This is a genomic window from Pseudomonas sp. S150 (assembly GCF_004526365.1).
Taxonomy (GTDB): Bacteria; Pseudomonadota; Gammaproteobacteria; order Pseudomonadales; family Pseudomonadaceae; genus Aquipseudomonas; species Aquipseudomonas putida_A.
This window is the reverse complement of sequence record NZ_CP038207.1, coordinates 3,502,699-3,525,310: the sequence shown is the minus strand read 5'-3', so window position 1 is coordinate 3,525,310 and position 22,612 is coordinate 3,502,699. Positions and strand designations below refer to the sequence as shown.

Annotated in this window: 16 protein-coding genes and 1 pseudogene; 16 read left to right on the top strand and 1 reads right to left on the bottom strand. The window is 62.1% G+C overall.

The genetic code is table 11. From position 1 onward, the window contains the following. The first annotated feature begins 7 nt into the window (after positions 1-7). The 16 genes and pseudogenes from E3Z29_RS16185 to E3Z29_RS16110 all read left to right on the top strand — a co-directional run bounded on the left by E3Z29_RS16185 (position 8) and on the right by E3Z29_RS16110 (position 22,034). Positions 8-454 carry a DUF411 domain-containing protein gene (locus E3Z29_RS16185; RefSeq protein WP_098963935.1) on the top strand — a complete coding sequence of 149 codons (447 nt, stop codon included), beginning with the start codon at positions 8-10 and terminating at the stop codon, positions 452-454. Then, positions 454-888 carry a YqaA family protein gene (locus E3Z29_RS16180; protein ID WP_097089622.1) on the top strand — a complete coding sequence of 145 codons (435 nt, stop codon included), beginning with the start codon at positions 454-456 and terminating at the stop codon, positions 886-888. The genes E3Z29_RS16185 and E3Z29_RS16180 overlap by 1 nt, the downstream gene beginning before the upstream one ends. 86 nt (positions 889-974) lie before the next feature. Continuing rightward, positions 975-2,027 carry an alpha/beta fold hydrolase gene (locus E3Z29_RS16175; RefSeq protein ID WP_134786295.1) on the top strand — a complete coding sequence of 351 codons (1,053 nt, stop codon included), beginning with the start codon at positions 975-977 and terminating at the stop codon, positions 2,025-2,027. 13 nt (positions 2,028-2,040) lie between these two features. Beyond that, positions 2,041-2,994 carry a D-2-hydroxyacid dehydrogenase family protein gene (locus tag E3Z29_RS16170; protein ID WP_134786294.1) on the top strand — a complete coding sequence of 318 codons (954 nt, stop codon included), beginning with the start codon at positions 2,041-2,043 and terminating at the stop codon, positions 2,992-2,994. A 595-nt stretch (positions 2,995-3,589) separates the two neighbouring features. Next, positions 3,590-5,177 (top strand): annotated as a pseudogene (gene glgA / locus E3Z29_RS16165) (glycogen synthase GlgA). Between the two features lie 18 nt (positions 5,178-5,195). After that, the gene (gene treZ / locus E3Z29_RS16160) at positions 5,196-6,998 is read left to right on the top strand and encodes a malto-oligosyltrehalose trehalohydrolase (protein WP_134786293.1); all 1,803 of its coding nucleotides are present in this window, start codon (positions 5,196-5,198) and stop codon (positions 6,996-6,998) included. Beyond that, positions 6,995-9,073, top strand: a complete 2,079-nt coding sequence (gene malQ / locus E3Z29_RS16155; RefSeq protein ID WP_134786292.1) for a 4-alpha-glucanotransferase — start codon at positions 6,995-6,997, stop codon at positions 9,071-9,073. The genes treZ and malQ overlap by 4 nt, the downstream gene beginning before the upstream one ends. Next, positions 9,070-11,838, top strand: a complete 2,769-nt coding sequence (locus tag E3Z29_RS16150) for a malto-oligosyltrehalose synthase (protein ID WP_134786291.1) — start codon at positions 9,070-9,072, stop codon at positions 11,836-11,838. Before malQ ends, E3Z29_RS16150 begins: the two co-directional genes overlap by 4 nt. Before the next feature lie 27 nt (positions 11,839-11,865). Next, positions 11,866-12,201, top strand: a complete 336-nt coding sequence (locus E3Z29_RS16145; protein ID WP_047602241.1) for a DUF2934 domain-containing protein — start codon at positions 11,866-11,868, stop codon at positions 12,199-12,201. A gap of 249 nt (positions 12,202-12,450) precedes the next feature. Beyond that, positions 12,451-14,610, top strand: a complete 2,160-nt coding sequence (gene glgX, locus E3Z29_RS16140) for a glycogen debranching protein GlgX (RefSeq protein WP_098963927.1) — start codon at positions 12,451-12,453, stop codon at positions 14,608-14,610. Position 14,611: 1 nt separating this feature from the next. Beyond that, positions 14,612-15,610, top strand: coding sequence for an acyl-CoA dehydrogenase family protein (locus E3Z29_RS16135; protein ID WP_134786290.1), 999 nt, complete (start codon positions 14,612-14,614; stop codon positions 15,608-15,610). Beyond that, positions 15,607-16,380 (top strand): PIG-L deacetylase family protein, encoded by a 774-nt coding sequence (locus tag E3Z29_RS16130; RefSeq protein WP_134786289.1) that lies wholly within the window; start codon positions 15,607-15,609, stop codon positions 16,378-16,380. The genes E3Z29_RS16135 and E3Z29_RS16130 overlap by 4 nt, the downstream gene beginning before the upstream one ends. Continuing rightward, entirely contained in the window at positions 16,377-16,976 is a 600-nt protein-coding gene (locus E3Z29_RS16125) for an SAM-dependent methyltransferase (RefSeq protein ID WP_049827864.1), read from the top strand. The genes E3Z29_RS16130 and E3Z29_RS16125 overlap by 4 nt, the downstream gene beginning before the upstream one ends. Further along, positions 16,973-17,659, top strand: a complete 687-nt coding sequence (locus tag E3Z29_RS16120) for a glycosyltransferase family 2 protein (protein WP_134786288.1) — start codon at positions 16,973-16,975, stop codon at positions 17,657-17,659. The genes E3Z29_RS16125 and E3Z29_RS16120 overlap by 4 nt, the downstream gene beginning before the upstream one ends. A gap of 157 nt (positions 17,660-17,816) precedes the next feature. Beyond that, on the top strand, positions 17,817-18,575 hold the full coding sequence (locus E3Z29_RS16115; RefSeq protein ID WP_134786287.1) for a PIG-L deacetylase family protein: 759 nt from the start codon (positions 17,817-17,819) through the stop codon (positions 18,573-18,575). Positions 18,576-18,830: 255 nt separating this feature from the next. Continuing rightward, on the top strand, positions 18,831-22,034 hold the full coding sequence (locus E3Z29_RS16110; protein ID WP_134786286.1) for a hypothetical protein: 3,204 nt from the start codon (positions 18,831-18,833) through the stop codon (positions 22,032-22,034). Between the two features lie 183 nt (positions 22,035-22,217). Here the strand turns inward: E3Z29_RS16110 and E3Z29_RS16105 are convergent, their stop codons facing one another. After that, a complete protein-coding gene (locus E3Z29_RS16105) occupies positions 22,218-22,577 on the bottom strand; it encodes a DUF6124 family protein (protein WP_098963921.1) in 360 nt (119 codons plus the stop codon). Positions 22,578-22,612 lie beyond the last annotated feature (35 nt).

Genomic DNA, 22,612 nt, shown 5'->3' with positions numbered 1-22,612 from the left:
GCCCACCATGCGAACCTCCCTGCGACTGGCCGCCCTCAGCGCCCTGCTCCTGTCCTCCCTGGCCCAGGCCGCCGAGCTGATCCCGATCGAAGTGCACCGCGACGCCAATTGCGGCTGCTGCAAGAAATGGATCAGCCACCTCGAAGCCAACGGCTTCAAAGTCGAAGACCATGTCGAAAGCGACATGAGCAGCTTCAAGCAGCAACACGGCGTGCCACCGCGCTTGGGCTCGTGCCATACCGCGCTGATCAACGGCAAGTTCGTTGAAGGCCATGTGCCGGCGGAACAAGTGCTGGCCCTGAGCAAGCGTGACGATCTGCTGGGTATCGCCGCGCCGGGCATGCCCATGGGGTCACCGGGCATGGAAATGGACGGCATGAGCGATGCCTATCAAGTGATCGGCCTGAAAAAGGACGGCACGGATGTGGTGGTGGCAGACTACCCGGCCCGCTGATGGCTGCCGGTTATGTCGGGCTGTTCGCGGCGGCGTTCGGCGCTGCGACGCTGTTGCCGCTGCAATCCGAAGCGCTGCTGGTCGGGCTGATCGCCAGCGACCGTTACTGGCTCTGGGGCCTGCTGGGCGTAGCGACGCTGGGCAACGTCCTCGGTTCGCTGGTCAACTGGTGGCTGGGGCGCGGCCTCGAACGCTTTCAGGATCGACGCTGGTTCCCCGTCAGCCCGAACCACATGGCCACCGCGCGCAAACACTACGAGCGCTATGGTCACTGGTCGCTGCTTCTGAGTTGGCTGCCGGTGATCGGTGATCCGCTGACCCTGATCGCCGGTGTCATGCGCGAGCCGCTCGGGCGCTTTCTGCTGATCGTCACGCTGGCCAAAGCTGCGCGTTACGCCGTGGTGGCGATGCTGACCCTGGGCTGGCTCGGTTGAACATTCCAGCCATGGCGTTGCCTGTGGTTAACGTCGCCCTAATCCGGGCGTTCCAGCATCGGCCGATTTCCATGGAGTTTGCCCTTATGTCCGTCACGCTATCCCGCTGGCTGCCTGGCCTGGTCCTGACTGCTGCGCTGCCGCTGTTCGCCCACGCTGCTGCGCCCACTGAAACTGCACCCGCCGATGGCCAGACCTATGGCCCGGAGCTGCAAGGTTTCCAATACCCCTACACGCTCAAACACTTTGCCTTTCAGTCCCAGGGTAAATCCCTGCAGATGGGCTACATGGACGTCGCCGCCCACGGCAAGGCCAACGGGCGCACCGTGGTGCTGATGCACGGCAAGAATTTTTGCGCCGCCACCTGGGACAGTTCGATCAAGGCCTTGAGCGAGGCCGGTTACCGGGTCGTCGCGCCTGATCAGATCGGCTTCTGCACCTCCAGCAAACCCGATCACTACCAGTACAGCTTCCAGCAACTGGCGACCAACACCCAACAGTTGCTCAAGGCCTTGGGCATCCAGAAAGCCACCCTGCTCGGCCATTCCACCGGCGGCATGCTCGCCACTCGCTACGCGCTGCTGTTCCCGGATCAGGTCGAACAACTGGCGCTGGTCAATCCGATCGGCCTGGAAGACTGGAAGGCCCTCGGCGTGCCGTACCGCACCGTGGATCAGTGGTATCAGCGCGAACTCAAAGTCACCGCCCAAGGCATTCGCGACTACGAGCGCAACACCTATTATGACGGCCGCTGGAAACCCGAATTCGACCGCTGGGTCGACATGCTCGCCGGCCTGAGCAACGGCCCGGGCAAAACCCAGGTGGCGTGGAACTCGGCGCTGATCTACGACATGATCTTCACCCAACCGGTGTACTACGAGTTCAAGGACCTGAAGATGCCGACCCTGCTGTTGATCGGCACGTCCGACACCACGGCCATCGGCAAGGACCTCGCGTCCCCCGAGGTCAAGGCGAAAATCGGCCACTATGAGGTGCTCGGCAAGCAGGTCGCCAAGCTGATTCCACAATCGACGCTGGTGGAGTTTCCCGGCATGGGCCACGCGCCGCAGATGGAAGAACCGGCGAAATTTCACCAGGCCCTGCTCGGCTGGCTGAACAACACCAATCCCGTTCGTTGATGAGGTAAGGCTGATGGCGGTGCAGATTGCAGTGATCGATGACTGGCAGGACGTGGCGCGGAACGTGGTTGACTGGTCGGTGCTCGACAGCATTGGCGAAGTGACGTTTGTGCATGACTACCCGGCGGACAACGCCACACTGGCCGCACGTCTGGGCCAGTACCAGGTGATCTGCGTGATGCGCGAGCGCACGCGTTTCGATCAGGACCTGCTGCAGCGCCTGCCCAATCTCAAGCTGCTGGTCACCGGTGGCATGCGTAACGCGGCGCTGGACATGCCGGCGGCCGCCGGGCTCGGGATCAAGGTCTGCGGCACCGACAGCTACAAACACGCGGCGCCGGAACTGACCTGGGCGCTGATCATGGCCGCTACGCGCAATCTGGTGAATGAAGCCAATTCCCTGCGCGCCGGCGGCTGGCAGCAAGGGCTGGGCGGTGATTTGCACGGCAAGACCCTGGGCATTCTCGGTCTGGGCAGCATCGGCCAGAAGGTCGCGCAATTCGGTCAGGTGTTTGGCATGCGCGTGATTGCCTGGAGCGAAAACCTCACCGCTGAACGCGCACAGCAGGCCGGCGTGACCTGGGTCAGCAAGCAGCAACTGTTCGAACAGGCTGACGTGCTGTCGGTGCATCTGGTGCTCAGCGAGCGCAGCCGCGGGCTGGTCGATGCGCAGGCGCTGGACTGGATGAAACCCACCGCGCTGCTGGTCAACACCGCCCGCGGGCCGATCGTCGATGAAGCGGCGCTGATCAAGGCGTTGCAGAAACAGAAGATCGCCGGCGCGGCGCTGGATGTATTCGATCAGGAGCCGCTGCCTGAACTGCACCCGTTCCGCACCTTGGACAACGTGCTGGCCACGCCACATGTGGGGTATGTCAGCCGACAGAACTACGAACAGTTCTTTGCGCAGATGATCGAGGATATTCAGGGGTGGGCCGCCGGGAACCCGCTGCGCCTGTTGAATTGATCGCAACGTTTCGATTGCGGTGAATTGACTGACGCCTTCGCGAGCAAGCCCGCTCCCACATTGGAAATGTGTCGTACCCGAATCAACTGTGGGAGCGAGCATGCTCGCGAAGGGGCCTGAATAGACAACACATCAACAAACTGCCCGCACCACAACAGTGCGCCCTGCCTCTCCACTAGCACAAAATCGTGACCAACTAGTCACCGTTTTAGCCCTCTCCCTCAAAAAAACCTGCCCTTCGTCGGTGCGTTCCTGCTTGCACACCACGGATTTCGCTGCCTGCAAACCGATTGTCGAACAATTTACCCGTTTGCTCTCGCCCGCTCTAGGATCTGGCCTAGACTGACTTTCGCGGATTAAAACCGGCCAGTCACAAACCCGAAAAATTGTCGAAACTTTTGCAGATGGCGGCGGGTCATCTGAAAGGCAGGGTCAACGCGACTGGTGCAATCCTTGCAACGGCCCCTTCACCCATTCTGCTTGCACGTGTTGGGTAGCGTTTGCTCACCGATGCGTGGCGCGTTTGCGCCCGGCCACAGGATTTGGCCACAGCTTGTTCGATACAAGAATCAGATCAACGACACGGGAGATTCATATGATCAGTGCGGCATTGGATATTCAGGGAGAGCGTGCTCAGCAGGCGGTTGGTGAATCGAGCACGGTGAGTCTTCCCGGCAGCCGGTCGATCAACGTCCCGGGCACTAAAACGCTGACGCCGGTCGCCAGCCAGAATCCCAACAAGAAGAAAGTGTTGTTCGTGACCTCGGAAATCGCCGATCTGGTGAAGACCGGCGGTCTGGGCGACGTCTCCGCCGCCCTGCCCCGCGCCATGGCGCACCTGCACGATGTGCGGGTGTTGATCCCCGGTTACCCGCAGGTGATGCACAGCGAAAACCCGATCCACATCATCGGCGAACTCGGCGGCCATGCTGCATTGCCTCCATGCAAGATCGGGCGCATGGACATGCCGGACGGGCTGGTGATCTACGTGCTGATCTGCCCCGAGCTGTATGAGCGTGAAGGCTCGCCGTACGGTGCCAACAACGGCCGCGACTGGCCGGACAACCATATTCGTTTCGCCCGCCTGGGCCTGGCCGCTGCCGACATCGCCGCCAACCTCGCACAAATTCACTGGTGCCCGGATCTGGTGCACGCCCATGACTGGCCCGCCGGTCTGGCCCCTGCCTATATGCACTGGCGCGGGCAGCGCACGCCAACCCTGTTCACCATTCACAACCTCGCCTATCAAGGCGTGACCAGCCTCGGCTCGTGCCCGGAGCTGGGTATTCCGACCCACGCCCTGCAACAGGAAGGCATGGAGTTCTACGGCAAGATGTCGTTCCTCAAGGCCGGCATGGCCTATTCGAGCCACATCACCACGGTCAGCGCCACCTACGCGCAGGAAATCACCACCCCGGATTTCGGCTGCGGTCTCGACGGTTTTCTCGCCGCCAAGACCCAGCAAGGCTTGCTCAGCGGCATCCCCAACGGCATCGACGAGAGCTGGGACGCGGCCACTGATCCACACCTGTTCGCGCCGTTCGCCATCGGCGACTGGGAAGGCAAAGCGGTCAACGCTGCCCATGTGCGTGAACTGTTTGGCTTGAACGATTCCAGCGGCCCGCTGTTTGCCGTGGTCTCGCGTCTGGTTTATCAGAAAGGTCTGGACCTGACTGAAGCCGTCTCCGAATACATCGTGCAGAACGGCGGCCAGATCGCAATCATCGGCCGTGGCGAGCCGGAAGAAGAACAGGCCATGCGTGAACTGGCGCTGCGCTTCCCCGGGCAGATCGGCGTGCGCATCGGCTTCAATGAAACCGACGCCCGGCGCATGTTCGCCGGCAGCGATTTCCTGCTGATGCCGTCGCGTTATGAACCCTGCGGCCTGAGCCAGATGTACGCCCAGCGCTTCGGCTCTTTGCCCGTGGCGCGCAATACCGGCGGCCTGGCCGACACCATCGAGAACGGTGTCACCGGGTTTCCTCTTTGACGAGTCCACTGTCGAGAGCTACCGCGAAGCCCTGAGCCGCGCGTTCAAGGTATTCGCCTTCCCCGACCTGCTCAACGCCATGCGCTGCAGAGCGATGGCCGCGCCGTTCAACTGGTGCAAAGCGGTCGAACCCTACGCCGAACTCTACGAACAACTGGTCGCCAAGGCGCTGGGTAAAGCCGGCCACAAATAACTCAGGGAGCTTTTCACAATGCCGTTACGGACCCAAGAAAACTGGCCCCACGGCGCGATCATGCAGGACGCCGAACACACTCAGTTTGCGCTGTGGGCACCGGATGCGTTTTACGTCAGTGTCGAACTTGAAGACGGCCAGTCCTTGCCGATGTTACCGCAGGCCGATGGCTGGTTCGTGATCAAGACCCGGTGCCCGGCGGGCACCCGCTACCGCTTCAACATCGATGGTGAACTGGAGGTGCCCGACCCGGCCTCCCGCGCCCAGGACGGCGACCTTGACGGCCACAGCGTGGTGGTCGATCCGCTGGCCTATCAGTGGCGCCACACCACCTGGCACGGCCGGCCGTGGAGCGAAGCGGTGATCTACGAGCTGCATGTCGGCGCGCTCGGCGGCTTTGCCGAAGTGGAGCAGCATCTGGCGCGCTTGGTCGAGCTGGGCATTACCGCCATCGAACTGATGCCTTTGGCGCAGTTTCCCGGCACGCGCAACTGGGGTTATGACGGCGTGCTGCCTTTCGCACCGCAAGCCTCCTATGGCACCCCGGAACAACTCAAACACCTGATCGACAGCGCCCACGGCCATGGGCTGGCGGTGATTCTCGACGTGGTCTACAACCACTTCGGCCCCGACGGCAATTACCTCGGACGCTACGCCAAAGGTTTTTTCCGCGAAGACAAGCACACGCCCTGGGGCGCGGCGATCGATTTCCGCCGCCGTGAAGTGCGGGACTTCTTCATTGAAAACGCGCTGATGTGGGTGCTCGAATACCGCTTCGACGGACTGCGCCTGGACGCGGTGCACGCCATCGAAAGCCCGGACTTCCTGCCCGAACTGGCGCAGCGTATTCGTCAGCAGATCGATCCAAGCCGCCACGTCTGGCTGACCGTCGAAAACGAGCTCAACCAGTCGAGCCTGCTTGAAGAGGATTACGACGCGCAGTGGAACGACGACGGCCACAACGCCCTGCACGTGCTGCTGACCGGCGAAACCGACGCCTACTACGCTGACTATGCGCTGCAACCCACCGAACAACTGGTGCGCTGCCTAAGCCAGGGCTTCGTGTTTCAGGGCCACATCACCCGCCACGGCGAACCGCGCGGCGAGCCCAGCGAACACCTGCCCTCCACCGCTTTCATCCTGTTCCTGCAGAACCACGACCAGATCGGCAACCGAGCCTTCGGCGAACGCTTGCATCAACTGGCCGATCCACGCGCCGTGCAGGCCGCCACCGTGCTGTTATTGCTGTCGCCGATGATTCCGCTGATGTTCATGGGCGACGAATTCGCCGCCGAGCAACCGTTCCTGTTCTTCACCAGCCACCACGGTGAACTGGCGGATCTGGTACGCGAAGGCCGGCGCAATGAATTCGCCGGGTTCAGCGCCTTCGCCGACCCGCACAAACGCGAAAAAATTCCCGATCCGAATGCCGAGCAGACCTTCCACGCCTCGCAGCCTCGCCTGGTCGGCAGCGGCAGCGCAAAACAGCAGGAAACCCTCGCGCTGTACCGGCAACTGCTGCAATTGCGCCACCGCTACATCATTCCCAATCTGTCCGGCACCCAGGCGCTTGGGGCGCACATGCTCGGCTTCGGTGCGGTCAGTGCACGCTGGCGCCTGGGCGATGGCAGTGAGCTGCGAATTGACCTGAACCTCAGCGATACGCCAGTGGTCAACCCTGCACAGACCGACGCCGTGTGGCTGTTTCAACAGCCGCCCGCCGTTGCCCTGTCGGAACCGGGCGTACTGCCCGCGTATTGCGCGCTTGTCAGCCTCACGGCCGCAACCCCCTTGCAACCTCTGGATGGAGAGCGCCTATGAGCGATGCGCAACTGGAAATACTCGCAAGCCGCGCCGGCCTCGCCGTCGACTGGATCGACGCCAACGGCCGCCCGCAGAAAGTCGCCCCGGCGGTGCTGCGCAATGTTCTCACCGGCCTGGGTCATCCAGCCAATACCGCGCAGGAAATCGACGCCAGCCTGCTGCAACTGCAACAGGTGCAACAGGATCGCCACCTGCCGCCGCTATTGACCGCAGATGTCGGAATCAGCGTTGATCTGGCCCGCTATTTCGAGCCTGAAACGCCTTGCGAAATCCACCTTGAAGACGGTTCACGCCTTAACCTCAAGCTCGATGCCGAGGCCAGACTGCCGGGGTTGATCCCGGTCGGCTATCAACAGGTGCACATCGCCGATCAATATTTCACCCTGGCCGTGGCCCCCGAACGCTGCTTCAGCGTCGGCGATGCGGTAGACAACCCGATCCCTCGCGTCTGGGGATTAAGCGCGCAACTGTACAGTCTGCGCCGCCCCGGCGATGGCGGTTTTGGTGACACTCAGGCGCTGGAAGAACTGGTGCGGGTGGCTGGCGAGCGTGGCGCCGATGCGCTGGCAATCAGTCCGCTGCATGCGATGTTCAGCGCCGACACCGGGCGCTACAGCCCGTATTCGCCGTCCAGCCGCCTGTTTCTTAACGCCTTGTATGCCGCACCGGGCGCCATCCTTGGCGAACGGGCCTTGCGCGATGCGATCGACGCCAGCGGTCTGGCCGAGCAATTCCGGCAACTGGAAGACTTGAAGCTGATCGACTGGCCCACCGCCGCCGACGCCAAACAGAAATTGCTGCAAGCCTTGTACGACGGCTTCGTCGCGGGCGAGCATCCGTTGCATCCGGACTTCGCCGGTTTCCGCCATGCCGGTGGCGAAGCCCTGGAAAACCATTGCCGCTTCGAAGCCATTCAGGAAATGCGCGCTGCCCGTGGCGAAAGCCTCGATTGGCGCGAATGGCCGGAACACTGGCACGACCCGCGCGGCGCCGCCCTCGAAGCCTTTGCCGAGGAATACGCCGAACGCATCAGTTACTTCGCCTTTTGCCAGTGGTTGATCCACCGCTGCCTGGAGCGCGCGCAAACGGCTGCGCGCAGCGCCGGCATGGGCATCGGCCTGATCGCTGACCTTGCGGTCGGTGCCGACGGCGCCGGCAGCCAGGCCTGGAGCTTTCAGGACGAACTGCTCGCCTCGCTCACCGTGGGTGCGCCGCCAGACATTCTCAATCGCTCCGGTCAGGGTTGGGGGATTTCCGCGTTTTCCCCCGAAGGTCTGATCCGCAACGGCTTTCGTGCGTTCATCGACATGCTGCGCGCCAACTTCGCCCACGCTGGCGGGCTGCGCATCGACCATGTCATGGGCCTGCAACGCCTGTGGGTGATCCCCAATGGCGCGGCGCCGGCCGATGGCGCTTATCTGTATTACCCGTTTGACGATCTGCTGCGCCTGCTGACCCTTGAGTCCCATCGACATCAGGCGATCGTCCTCGGCGAAGACCTCGGCACCGTGCCCGACGGTCTGCGGGAAAAACTCAGTGCGCGGGCGATTCTTGGCATGCGCGTGCTGCTGTTCGAACAGGACAACACTTATTTCAAACCGATCCTCGACTGGCCGGACAACGCGCTGGCGACCACCAGCACCCACGATCTGCCGACGCTCAACGGTTGGTGGCATGGCCGCGATATCGACTGGAATGCGCGTCTGGAATTTGTCGACGCCAACGGTGAAATCGAATGGCGCCGCCATCGCCAGCGCGAGCGCGAAGGCCTGCGCGGGGCCTTGAGTCAGGACCCGCAAAACTTTCGCGAAGAGTCCCACGAAGCCGATCAAGTGGTCGATGCCAGCGTGCGTTTCCTCGGCCACACCCGTGCACCGCTGGTGTTGCTGCCGCTGGAAGATGCGCTGGGCATCGACGAGCAGGCCAACCTGCCGGGCACCATCGACAGCCACCCGAACTGGTCGCGACGCCTGCCCGGCAACAGCGAAGCCTTGCTTGATGGCGCCGATGCCGCGCGCCGCCTGGAACTGCTGGCCTGCGCCCGCCTGCAAGCTGCCGAGCGTGACCAATGAACCAGACCCTCATCCAACCCCTGCGCGCCACCCTGCGCCTGCAATTTCACAAGGGTTTCACTCTGGAACAGGCGGTGCCGCTGGTGCCGTACTTTGCCCGCCTCGGCATCAGCCACATTTATGCCTCACCGCTGCTCGCGGCCCGCGCCGGCTCGATGCACGGCTACGACGTGGTCGACCCGACGCAAGTCAATCCGGAACTCGGCGGCGAACCGGCGCTGCGGCGTCTGGTCAGCACCCTGCGCGAACACGGCATGGGCTTGATCCTCGACATCGTCTCCAACCACATGGCCGTCGGCGGCGGTGACAACCCGTGGTGGCTCGATCTGCTGGAGTGGGGCCGACTGAGCCCTTACGGCGAGTTCTTCGACATCCAGTGGCACTCGCCGGACCCGTTGATGGAAGGCCAATTGTTGCTGCCGTTTCTCGGCAGCGATTACGGCGTCGCGCTGCAGGAAGGCACGCTGAAACTGCGCTTCGATGCGCAGCAAGGTCGCTTCCACGTCGAGCATTACGAGCACCACTTCCCGATCTGCCCGAATGACTACGGCGAGTTGCTCAAACCGCTCGAAGCGCTGAAATCCCTGGCCGATCGTTTCAGCACCCTCAGCTACCAGACCGACGCGCATGCGCTGGCGATGCCGCTCAAGGCTGAACTGAAAGAGCTGGCAAGCGATCCGCAGATTCTCGCCGCGATCGAGGAAAGTCTCGCGCATTACGACTCCACGACAGCAGAAGGCTTCGACAAGCTGCATCAGTTGCTCGAACGTCAAAGCTACCGCTTGGCCAGTTGGCGCACCGCAGCAGACGACATCAACTGGCGGCGCTTTTTCGACATCAACGAGCTCGGTGGCCTGCGCGTCGAGCGCCCGGCCGTGTTCGAAGCCACTCACGGCAAGATCTTTCAGTTGATTAGCGAAGGCCTGGTCGACGGCTTGCGCATCGACCACATCGACGGTCTCGCTGACCCGCGTGGCTATTGCCGCAAGCTGCGGCGGCGCCTCGACTTGCTTGCGCCGGATCGGCACTTGCCGATCTATGTCGAGAAGATTCTCGGTGCCGGCGAAACCCTGCGTACCGATTGGGCGGTGGATGGCAGCACCGGTTACGAGTTCATGAATCAGCTGTCGTTGCTGCAACACGACCCCGATGGCGAACATGTACTCGGCGACCTCTGGCAGCGACGCACCGAGCGTCCGGCGGCGTTCATTGAAGAAGCGCAACTGGCGAGGCAACAGATCCTCAACGGCTCGCTGGCCAGTGACTTCGAAAGCGTCGCCCAGGCGCTGCTGCAAGTGGCCCGCGATGACCTGATGACCCGCGACCTGACTCTCGGCGCAATTCGCCGGGTGTTGCAGGCGCTGATCGTGCATTTCCCGGTGTATCGCACTTACATCAATGCGCTGGGTCGCGCGGCTCAGGATGAACAGTTCTTCCAGCAGGCCATGGACGGCGCGCGGCAGACGCTGGGCGAAGGCGACTGGCCGGTGCTTGACTGTGTGGCGGCCTGGCTCGGTGGCACGCCCTGGCGGCAAAAGCCGCGCGGGCGCTCGCGCAAGATCCTCAAGCACGCCTGCGTGCGTTTCCAGCAACTGACGTCGCCGGCAGCGGCCAAAGCCGTGGAAGACACCGCGTTGTATCGCTCGGCGGTGCTGCTGTCGCGCAACGACGTCGGCTACAACACCGAGCAGTTCAGCGCGCCGGTCAGCGACTTCCATGCGGTCAATCAGCAACGCCTGGATGCGTTTCCCGACAATTTGCTGGCCACTGCGACCCACGACCACAAACGTGGCGAAGACACCCGTGCACGACTGGCAGTGCTCAGCGAACGCAGCCACTGGTATGCCGAGCAGGTCGAGTTGTGGCGCGCCCTCGCCCGGCCGCTGCGCGACGATGATCAAGTGCCGTCGTCCGGCGATGAACTGATCCTGTATCAGGCGTTGCTCGGCAGTTGGCCGCTGCAACTGAGCGATGACGATCAGTCAGGTTTCAGCGACTACGCCGAACGCATCTGGCAGTGGCAACAGAAAGCCCTGCGCGAAGCCAAGCTGCAAAGCAGTTGGAGTGCGCCGAATGAAGCCTATGAAAACGCTGCGCAGACGTTCACCCAACGCCTGCTCACCGGTGACGAAGGTGAGCTGCTGCGCGCCGCGCTGAGCAAGACCGTCAACAGCATCGCGGCAGCCGGCGCCCTTAACAGTCTGGCGCAAACCTTGCTGCGCATGACCGTGCCGGGGGTACCGGATCTGTATCAAGGCAACGAGTTCTGGGACTTCAGCCTGGTCGATCCGGACAACCGCCGGCCGGTGGATTACGCCGCGCGCGAGCAGGCTCTGGACGGACACGCGCCGCTCGAGGAACTGCTGGCGAACTGGCGTGACGGGCGCATCAAGCAAGCGTTGATCGCCCAGGTGTTGAACCTGCGCGCCGAACACGCCGAGCTGTTTCGCCGGGGCACGTATCAGGCCTTGGAGGTGCTGGGCGAGCAGGCGCACAACGTGCTCGCATTCGCCCGTGAGCACGAGGGCCGCTACGCCATCGTGATCGTGCCGATCCGCTGCGCGACGTTGCTGGAAAACAGTGCCGTGCCACAGGTGGATGCGCTGCGCTGGGGCGATACACGGGTGGTTTTACCGTTCGCCGCCTCTGACACAAACCTGAAGGGACTTTTTCACAGCAGCGCAGTCACAAAAAACAGGGAGCTGAACGTCAGCGCCGCGCTGGGGGATTTCCCGGTCAATCTGTTTACCCAACTCTTTACGTAACGACGAGTTCAGTTCAGGAGCATTGCGATGAGTACCGACGATAAACGCATCCGCGAGTTTGCCTATCAGATCTGGGAATCGGAGGGCAAACCTGAAGGTCATGAAGCGCGTCATTGGGAAATGGCGCGCAAACTGGCCGAAGCCGAGGCCCTCGCGCCGAAGAAGTCGCCAAAGGCTGCGGGCAGCAAAACTGCCGGCAAGACTGCGACCGGCAAGGCCACTGAAAGCAAGACCCCGGCGGCCAAGCCCAAGGCGCCAGCGGACGCCAAAGCCAAGCCATCCAGCGCCGCCAAAGTGATTCCACCGGGCGAAAAAGCCGCCGAGAAAAAGCCGCGCGCCCCACGCAAGCCCCCGGCCAACTGACACACCCGGATTATTGAACTGAATGACCGTGTGGCGGGTTCGCTCGCCACACAGGGACAACTCGTCCTCAGGAAACCTCAAACACCCCCTGTCAGGGACAGATGTCTGTGGTGAGGGGATTTATCCCCGATCGGCTGCGAAGCAGTCGCAGGGCCGCTGCGCGACCCATCGGGGATAAATCCCCTCACCACAGATTCTGTTCCCACAGTTGATCCGTTATTCGAACCAACCCGTTTTGCAGGAGCAATCATGTCCAGTCCAAAAAAAGCCGAGCCCGCAGCGCACGCTGAACCTTCGAGAATCCGTGAAGGCCTGCCCTTCCCGCTCGGTGCGACCTGGGATGGTCTGGGGGTTAACTTTGCACTGTTTTCCGCTAACGCCACCAAGGTCGAGCTGTGCATCTTCGACGATGCCGGCGAAGTCGAACTCGAGCGCATCGAACTGCCGGAATACACCGACGAGATCTACCACGGCTATCTGCCCGATGCCCATCCGGGGCTGATCTACGGCTACCGCGTGTATGGCCCGTATGACCCGGCGAACGGCCATCGCTTCAACCACAACAAACTGTTGATCGACCCGTACGCCAAACAACTGGTCGGCGAGTTGAAATGGTCGGAGGCGCTGTTCGGCTACACCATCGGCCACCCCGACGCCGACCTCAGTTTCGATGAACGCGACAGCGCGCCGTTCGTGCCCAAGTGCAAGGTCATCGACCCGGCGCACACTTGGGGCAACGACCACCGCGTCAGCGTGCCGTGGGACAAAACCATTATTTATGAAACCCACGTACGCGGCATCAGCATGCGTCACCCTTCGGTGCCGGAGAACGTGCGCGGTACGTTTGCCGGTCTGATGGTCGACGATGTGCTCGAGCACATCCGCAAACTCGGCGTGTCGAGCGTGGAACTGCTGCCGATCCATGCCTTCGTCAATGACCAGCACCTGCTGCAAAAGGGCATGACCAACTACTGGGGCTACAACAGCATCGCCTTTTTCGCCCCGGATCCGCGCTACCTGGCCAGCGGCAAGATCGCCGAGTTCAAGGAGATGGTCGCGCACCTGCACGAGGCCAATCTGGAAGTGATCCTCGACGTGGTCTACAACCACACCGCCGAGGGCAACGAGCAAGGCCCGACCCTGTCGATGCGCGGCATCGACAACGCCTCGTATTACCGGCTGATGCCGGACGACAAGCGCTACTACATCAACGATTCCGGCACCGGCAACACCCTCGACCTCAGTCACCCGTGCGTGCTGCAGATGGTCACCGACTCGCTGCGTTATTGGGCCAGCGAGATGCACGTCGACGGTTTCCGCTTCGATCTGGCGACGATTCTCGGGCGCTATCACGACGGTTTCGACGAGCGTCACAGCTTCCTCGTCGCCTGCCGTCAGGACCCGGTGCTGCGCCAGGTGAAAATGATCGCCGAGCCTTGGGACTGTGGCCCCGGTGGCTATCAGGTCGGCCACTTTCCGCCGGGCTGGGTCGAGTGGAACGACAAATTCCGCGACACCGTGCGCGCGTTCTGGAAAGGCGACGACGGCCAGGTTGCCGACTTCGCCAGCCGCATGACCGCGTCCGGCGAGATGTTCAACCAGCGCGGACGGCGGCCGTACTCGTCGGTGAACTTCATCACCGCCCATGACGGTTTCACCCTCAACGATCTGGTGTCATACAACGACAAGCACAACGAAGCCAACGACGAGAACAACCAGGACGGCAGCAACAACAACCTGTCGTGGAACCACGGCGTCGAAGGCCCGACCGACGACCCGGAGATCAATGCGCTGCGCCACCGGCAGATGCGCAACTTCTTCGCCACGCTGCTGCTGTCGCAGGGCACGCCGATGATCGTTGCCGGCGACGAATTTGCCCGCACCCAGGACGGCAACAACAACGCCTATTGCCAGGACAGCGAGATCGGCTGGGTCAACTGGGACCTGAGCGAGGACGGCAAGGCGCTGCTCAAATTCGTCAAACGCCTGATCAAGCTGCGTATGGCTTACCCGATCCTGCGTCGCGGGCGCTTCCTGGTTGGCGAATATAACGAGGACATCGGCGTCAAGGACGTCACCTGGCTGGCGCCGGACGGCACCGAGATGACCACAGAGCACTGGCATGACGCGCACAACCGTTGCCTGGGCATGCTCCTCGATGGTCGCGCACAGGAAACCGGGATCCGCCGCAAGGGTGCCGATGCGACGCTGCTGCTGGTGGTCAACGCCCACCACGACATCGTCAACTTCAGCCTGCCGGAAGTGCCGGAAGGCAGTTTCTGGACCTGCATGATCGACACCAATCAGCCATCGATTCGCGGTCAGGAACGCTTCGAGTTCGGCCATGAGTATTCGGTCACCGGACGTTCGCTGCTGCTGTTCGAACTGCAACGCGAAGAAGAAGACTGATATGGACCTGCACAGTTATCTGGCGCGCCGCCCGCCCGACTATCGCGACACCGCCGCACTCGGCCATTGCCTGCGGGCGCTGGTCGAGGCCGGTCTGGATCAGTTGCCGCTGCCCGGCAGCGGCCGCACGCTGGAGCGCTTTCAGCGTCTGGCCGAAGTCGGCGGACACGATCTGGGCTTGTGCAAACTCTACGAAGGCCACACCGACGCATTGGCGATCATCGAACAGCTTGGTGGCTCGCCCACACCGGGCAGCACTTGGGGCATGTGGGCGGCTGAACCACCGCAGGCTCGGGTGCAGGTGCGACCGGCCGGGCACATGGTGCGCCTCGACGGGCGCAAGGCCTGGTGTTCCGGGGCGGCGGTGCTCAGCCATGCGCTGCTCACCGCGTGGGACGTCGAAGACCGTCAGCAACTGGTCGCGGTGGCGCTGGATCAACCGGGCGTGACCATCACCGATCAGGGCTGGCAAGCGGTCGGCATGGGTGCCACCGGCAGCGTCGAAGTGCTGTTCGACGGCGCCGAGGCCCAGGCCATCGGCGAACCCGGCGACTACCTGAATCGTCCGGGTTTCTGGCAAGGCGGGATCGGCATTGCCGCGTGCTGGTACGGCGCGGCGCGGCAGATCTCCGAGGCGCTGCGTCAACACTGCGCGCAACGTCAGGAGCCGCATGCCCTCGCCCACCTCGGTGCGGTCGATGCGGCGCTGTACGCAGCGGCCAATGTGCTGCGTTTCAGTGCGTTGCACATCGATGCGCATCCCGAAGCCGATGCCGAACTGTTGGCCCGGCGTGCCCGCGCCGTGGTCGAGCAATCGGCTGAACAAGTGATGCGCGAGACCGGTCGGGCGCTGGGTGCCGCTCCGTTCTGCAAGGATCGGCACTTCGCCCGGTTGAGCGCCGATCTGCCGGTGTTCCTGCGCCAGAGCCATGCCGAGCGTGATCTGGCGGCCCTTGGCCAAACGCTGGCTGAACACCCCGAGGAGGCCTGGACGCTATGAATGCCGTGAACAAACCCGATCCGATCATCGGCCACCAAGGCACTTCGCTGCTGCAATGGCAACATTCCCGGCACCTCGCGGCGCTGGACAGCGTCGATGTCCTCAGTCTGGTGCCACCGGGCGCGCGGGCGGTGATTGTCGCCCCGCACCCGGACGACGAAGTGCTCGGCTGCGGCGGGATGTTGCAGTTGCTGGCCGCCGCCGGGCGTCAGTTGCAGTTGATCTCGGTCACCGATGGCAGCGCCAGTCACCCCGGCTCCGAGCGCTGGCCGGTGGAGCGTCTGAGCGTGGTGCGGCCGCAGGAATCAGCCGAAGCCCTGCGCCGCCTCGGCGTGCCGCTGCACCGGATGAAATGGCTGCGCGGCGGTTTCAGCGATAGCCAGGTCGCTGCGGATGAGCCGTCGCTGGTAGCGTTCATCGAACGCCACCTGCGCCCCGGCGACGTGGTGTTCAGCACCTGGTGCGAGGACGGCCACTGCGATCACGAAGCTGCCGGCCGCGCGAGTATCGAAGCCGCGCGGCGGGTCGGCGCCACCTGCCACGAATTGCCGGTATGGACCTGGCACTGGGCCTCCCCCGAAGACGCCTCAGTGCCATGGCAGCGCGCGCGCAAGATTCTGTTGTCGCCGGAGCAAGTGGCGCGCAAACGCCACGCGGTGCATGCGTTCGCCAGTCAGTTGGAGGGCGATCCGCAAGCCGGGCTGCAACCGGTATTGGCGCCGTACGTGCTGGATCGTCTGCTGCAACCGTTTGAAGTGGTGTTCCTATGAGTGTCGATGATCGTTACTTCGACGGATTATTCAGCGCTAACGATGATCCCTGGGCCTTCCGCGAGCGCTGGTACGAACAGCGCAAACGCGCTATCACCCTCGCCGCCCTGCCTCGCGCGCATTATCGGGCGATCTTCGAACCCGGTTGCGCCAATGGCGAACTCAGCGCCGAGCTCGCCGAGCGCTGCGACCGCCTGCTGTGTTGCGACACCGCCAGTGCCGCGGTGAATCTGGCGCGTACCCGATTGAGCCTGTTTGACCATGCCGAGGTGCGCCAAAGTCGCTTGCCCGGTGACTGGCCGGAGGAAAAATTCGACCTGATTGTATTTAGCGAAATCGGCTACTACCTCGATGCCCAGGATCTGACAGAAGTGATCCGCCGCATCAGTGAATCCCTGACGGCTGACGGCCAGTTGCTGGCCTGCCACTGGCGCCCGCCCATCGATGGCTGCCCGCTCAACGCGCGGCAGGTACATGACCTGATTCACGAGCAATTACCGCTACCGCGTCTGGCGCTGCATCAGGAAGCCGACTTCATTCTTGAAGTCTGGAGCCGTGAGCCGCGCTCGGTGGCCGCATTGGAGGGCCTGCGATGATCGGCATTCTGATTCCCGCGCACAACGAGCAAGACCTGCTCGAACAGTGCCTGAGCGCCGCCGTACGCGCCAGCAAACACGGGCTGCTGGCCGGCGAACCGGTCGAAGTGCTGGTGGTGCTCGACAGCTGCACCGATCGCTCGGCGCAGATCGTCAGCGGCTTTCCGGTACTGAGCCTGCACATCGACGCCCGCAACGTCGGCCAGGCCCGTGCCGCCGGCGCGCAGGTGTTGCTGGAGCGTGGCGCGCGCTGGATCTCCTGCACCGACGCCGACAGCCGTGTGGCCGAGGACTGGCTGGTGGCGCAGTTGGGTCTGGGTGCGGACGCGGTGTGCGGCACGGTGACCGTTGAACATTGGGATCCGACATTCGACGAAAGCGCGCAAATCCGCTATCACAGCCACTATCAGGCGCGGGACGGGCATCGCCATATCCACGGCGCCAATCTCGGGGTCAGTGCCGATGCTTATCGTTGGGCCGGGGGGTTCGCCCCCTTGACCTGTGATGAGGACGTGCAACTGGTGCGGCAACTGGAGTTGCTCGGTGCCGACATTGCCTGGAGCCATCGTCCGCAAGTGCACACCAGCGCCCGTCTGGACAGCCGTGCCCGGGGCGGTTTCGGGGACTACCTGCGAAAATTGGTACAGTTAGACATAAAAAAAGCGGATCAGATTGATCTGTAACGCGACGAACCGGTTTTCATGAGCAATACTCTGCTGCGCGGCAATCCAGGGTTGGGAGCGTCGCACAGCAATCCATTCGCCTTCACGGGTCGAGCGCACCTGCTTTTGCACGGTGCAGATTCGGCTGAGGGCCTGACTCGACAAGGACGTAGCACCCATGAAACCGTTATTCCTCAACGAAAACCCGCCGCCGGTACAGATCTGGAACAGTGCCCCGCAGCTGGACAACATTCCCGTCATCAACACCCATAGCCTCGTTCCCCGCGGTGCTCGCGCCGTCGTCGTCGCCCCGCATCCGGGTGATGAAGTGGTGACCTGTGGCGGCCTCCTGCAATTGCTCTCCAGCCTTGGCCATCCGCTGCAACTGCTGTCGATCACTGACGGCAGCGCCAGCCATCCCGGTTCGCGACAGTGGTCGGAAAAACGCCTGAGCGTGTTCCGTCCGCAAGAAAGCGTCGAAGCCCTGCGTCGGCTCGGCCTGCCGATGCACAGTCTGAAATGGGTGCGCGGCGGGTTCACCGACAACGCGCTGCTCGAGCGCGAGACGGAAATCAGCAGTTTCATCTCACGTTATCTGCGCCCCGGCGACGTGGTGTTCAGCACTTGGCGCAACGACGGCAACGACGACCACGAAGCGGTCGGACGTGCGAGTGCCAAAGCGGCAGCGCAAGCCGGAGCCACCTATCACGACGTGGCAGTCTGGGCCTGGCACTGGCCGGAGCGCGAGCAGAGCCTGATCCCCTGGGATCGTGCACGCAAACTGCGCCTCGACACCTGGACCGTGGCGCGCAAAAGCCACGCCACCCACGCCTATGCCAGCCAGCTCAAGGGCGAACCCGCGATCGGCATCGCGCCGATGCTGCCGCCGGTGATCCTCGAGCGGATGCGCCTGCCCTACGAAATTGTCTTCATCTGACACACCCATCCCCTGTGGGAGCGGGCTTGCTCGCGAAAGCGTCGGTTCAGTCACCTGTGATGTTGAATGTGCCGGCCTATTCGCGAGCGAGCCCGCTCCCACATTGATATGCGGCGAGCCAGTGGCTATGGCTCACGACCGTTCATCGCAAATACGTCCCTACCTGTAATTTCTGACAGTAGCCAGAGCCGTCATCTTCAGCGCTGAATAACTCCACGCCCTTTGTCTCCCGACAGTTCGCTTGGAGTTCCGACCATGCTCGTTCAGCCCAAGAAGAAAATCTCTGCCCCCCATTCATTGCTGGACCCGATAGTGCTCGGGCGCCTCCTGCCTTCCGGTCAGTGGGGGATCAACCGGGCGGCGGTGTTCACTTTTCCCGACCTCGGCCTGCTGGTCGTCATCCCCGTCTGGGCCACCAAGGCTGTCGGCGATACCGTCAAGCTGCTGCTCAATGACCGTGAGGTCGACGGGCGTCCCATCATTGACCAGACCGAGCTCAAACAACCGACCCTCTTGTGGGTGGCTCCTCGTCATCTGCAGACAGGTCCTTACGAACTCACCTACGAAATCAAACAGCCCAATCAAAAAGAAGAGCGTCCGGACAAGCCCCTCAACCTCTTCGTCAAACTGGAACTCCCCGGTGGCCAGGACATCGACCCGGGCCCTGGTCACTCCAACCTGTACATGTACATTCCCCCGGAAATCGTCAACGGCGGTGTGGACAAAGACGTTGCCGAAGCGGGGGTGCCGATTGTCATCAGGTCCGAGTCCGGCAGCGGCTTGCCTTACCCCGACATCGCGCAGGGCGACGTCATTCATCTCAGTTGGGGCGGCTTTTTTGAGTATTCCACACCGGTGACCCTGGAGCAGATCAACGATCCAGCGGCAAACCCGATATTAATCACGGTCTCCAAAGCCACTATTGAACGGGCTGGTGACACCGACCTCTTCGGTCTGGCGGTCACCTTCAAAGTGCGCGACATCGTCGGCAATGAATCGGAAGACTGGTGCAAGGCAACCCGCATCGTCGTCACCACCGGCATCGACCTGCTGGCCGCACCGATTGTTCAGGAGGCTGTCAATAATGAACTCGACGCCGATAAACAGGGCGATAACGACATCACGGTGCATGTCACGGCCACACGGCCAGACTTCGAGATGGATGACATCATTCACTTGACCATGCTCGGCACCACCCTGGAGGGCGAAAAAGTCGAAGTCACCGCCCTGCCCCAGACCGTCGACAATATCCCGCATAACTACGAGTTCAAGCTGTCCATTGCGGCCGTGCGTAAACTGGTCAATACCCAGGTCAGTTTCTTCTATCGGCTGGAACGCAGCGGCAGCAGTGACCCGTTAGGCTCAAAAAGGCAGTTTGTACAAGTCACCGGCGCAGCCCACCGCCTGGCCGCACCGATCATCGAAGAAGCCGAGGGAGAATTCATCGATCCCACGAAGACACCCATCAACGTCCGCATTCCGTTCGATCCGGCCATCGAGTACGGCATGGGCATTGAGCTGTTCCTGTTGGGTAAAAGTCCGGACGGCAGCACCTTCCTGCCTGAGTTGGAGTGGCACATTCCGGAGGAGGATGAAGTCGAGAATCCCGAAGGTTTTGTCATCACCGTCGATGACTACAACCTCAAGCTCCTTGACGGCGGAACCCTGAAGGGGTGGTACGACCTGCTGACAGCCGAAGGCGACGAGATCCTCAGACGGGAGTCGCTGCACACGAAATTGTTCAATGTGGGTGAACCGAAATTCGAGCTGGACGCCCCCATTGTCCTCGGGGTGGCGAACGGCTTCCTCGACCCGGCCACACTGCCCGGCGGTACCAGTAAACTGACCATCCCCAGGCCTGTGGTGAAGCCATGGGTAGCCAACGACGAGGCCACCTGGAAGTGGGTGGGCGACATCTCCGGCGAGGAACCCGGGTCCCGCACATTCAATGCCGTAACCGCCCAACAAGACTGGGTCATCAACCTGGACGCCGCCTTCGTCGCCCAACACATCGAACCGAACCGCGGCGGCAAGATCACCGTCCGCTACCAGCTCTGGCGCCATGCCACAGATGAGACCAGCCTTTCGAATCCATTGGTGTTCACCGTGGGCGTCGCGCTGGAACTGCTCGCCCCCTCGATCAAGGAGAACAACGGCGACAGCGCACTCAACCCGCTGCTGGTCAGGGACACCTTGACCATCGTGGTGCCGGACAACAGCGCGTTGCTGCCAAACCATGCAATCAGCGTCACCTGGACTGGCGCTGACGGCACACCGGCCGGCGGGTCGCACACCTCAGTGCCGCGTGCGGTAAGCGAAGGGCTTGAGTTTGCGATCCCCAACAGCGTGGTGGCGTTCAACCTGGGTAAGCAGGTAAAAATCTCCTACGTCGTGATCATTGATGGTCATCCAACACCGTCCCGGGAATTTGACCTGACGGTGCAAGCAATGCCGCAGAGCGCGTTGGCCAGCCCCACCATCGAGCAGGCCGACAACGACGGCGCCGGCCCGGAACTGCATACCGGCAACCTGACCCAAGCGTCCGTACGCATGGGTGACTGGCCGCTGATCGCCCTCAACCAATACGTCTGGTTGCGTCTGCGCGGGACCAATGCCGACGGCAGCGCCTACACACGCGAGATCTGGAGCGCACCGACGGCCTTCACCAACCCCGACTGGATCGCTGACCGGTTCTTCACTTTTCCGCTTCCAGCCGATGAGCTCCAAGCTCTGCAGGATGGCAGCAGCCTGGAATTGGCGTTTAAAGCGGCGCTTGGTCAGAGCACGGTGGAGAGTGAGGCGGTGGAGTTTCCGGTGCGTACTTATACGATCAAGGCGTTTGAGGATGTGCGGCCCACCATCATTTCGGCAAGAGACTCTGTGGGCCAGATGATTGTGTCTGGCCGTGATACTGCTGACAGAACGATAGTTCTGACCGGGGTCGCAAGCAGGGGCCAAAGAGTCGAAATTCTGGATAACCTGACAGCCATAGGCGAGGTCTTGGCAGACTCGCAAAACGGAGAATGGTCGTACACCTTGCTGGGGCTTGACGCGTTGACTCACATCTTCACAGCGAAGGTTCTAGATGGCAGTGATCAGACTTCTGCCCCGTACCTCATCGTTGTCATAGATGCAAAAGATGTTCTCAGTTTTTGGATGCAATTGCCGTCAGGAGGCGCCGGGTATCTTCCTCAAAACGGTAGCGTATTGTTATTTTCGAATTACGTCGGCTTGAGCTTGGGTTTTCAGGTCGTATCCCTCGCCATAGGAACTCATGTAGTAACGCTAAGTAGCCCCATGGTTGAGCTTCAAAGCAGGACTTTAGACATTAAATCTCCTGGTTCCCGTCAACTCGGATTATGGGGTATCAAACTCAACGGGCCGGGACTATATACGCTGAACTTTTTCGGCCCCACAGGAAAGCAGATAACTCCGCCCTTCACCGTCACATTCAATTGATAAGAAGGGTTTGCTCGCCTTAAACCCTAGTTGCTGAGAAGTGATAAGGGGACAGATTTATTTAATGGCAATCGCGAGCAGGCTCACTCATGCAATGGATCTTTGCCGGACACTTAACCTGTGACCAACGCAGATCCACTGTGGGAGCGGGCTTGCTCGCGAAGAGGCCAGAACTGTCAGCGCCTATTCCTTTGGCACAACATTATCCAGCGCCTGATTCACCGCCAACTCCCCCAGCATCACCACCTGCGCAATGCCCAACACCGTATTACGACTCGGCCCCTCCAGCGTGCCGGCGAAATCGCCCAGCATCACCGTGGCTGAGGCCAGGGATTCGCAGGCGTTGGCCAGCAGGGATTCGGTGTCGGTTTGTGGATTGACCAGGAACATGCTGCTGGGGGTGTAGGGTGTGGCCATGATTTGCGCGGGGGCCAGGTAGTGGTCCAGGGCGCGTTCGGCGGCTTCGTGGAGTTTTCTGGAGTTGAGGGATTCGTAGGGTGATAGCGGGTCTGTGACTGGCGGATTGGGTGGGGTTTCGGACATCAGATGGAACTCCGATCAAAGTACTTTGAAAGAAT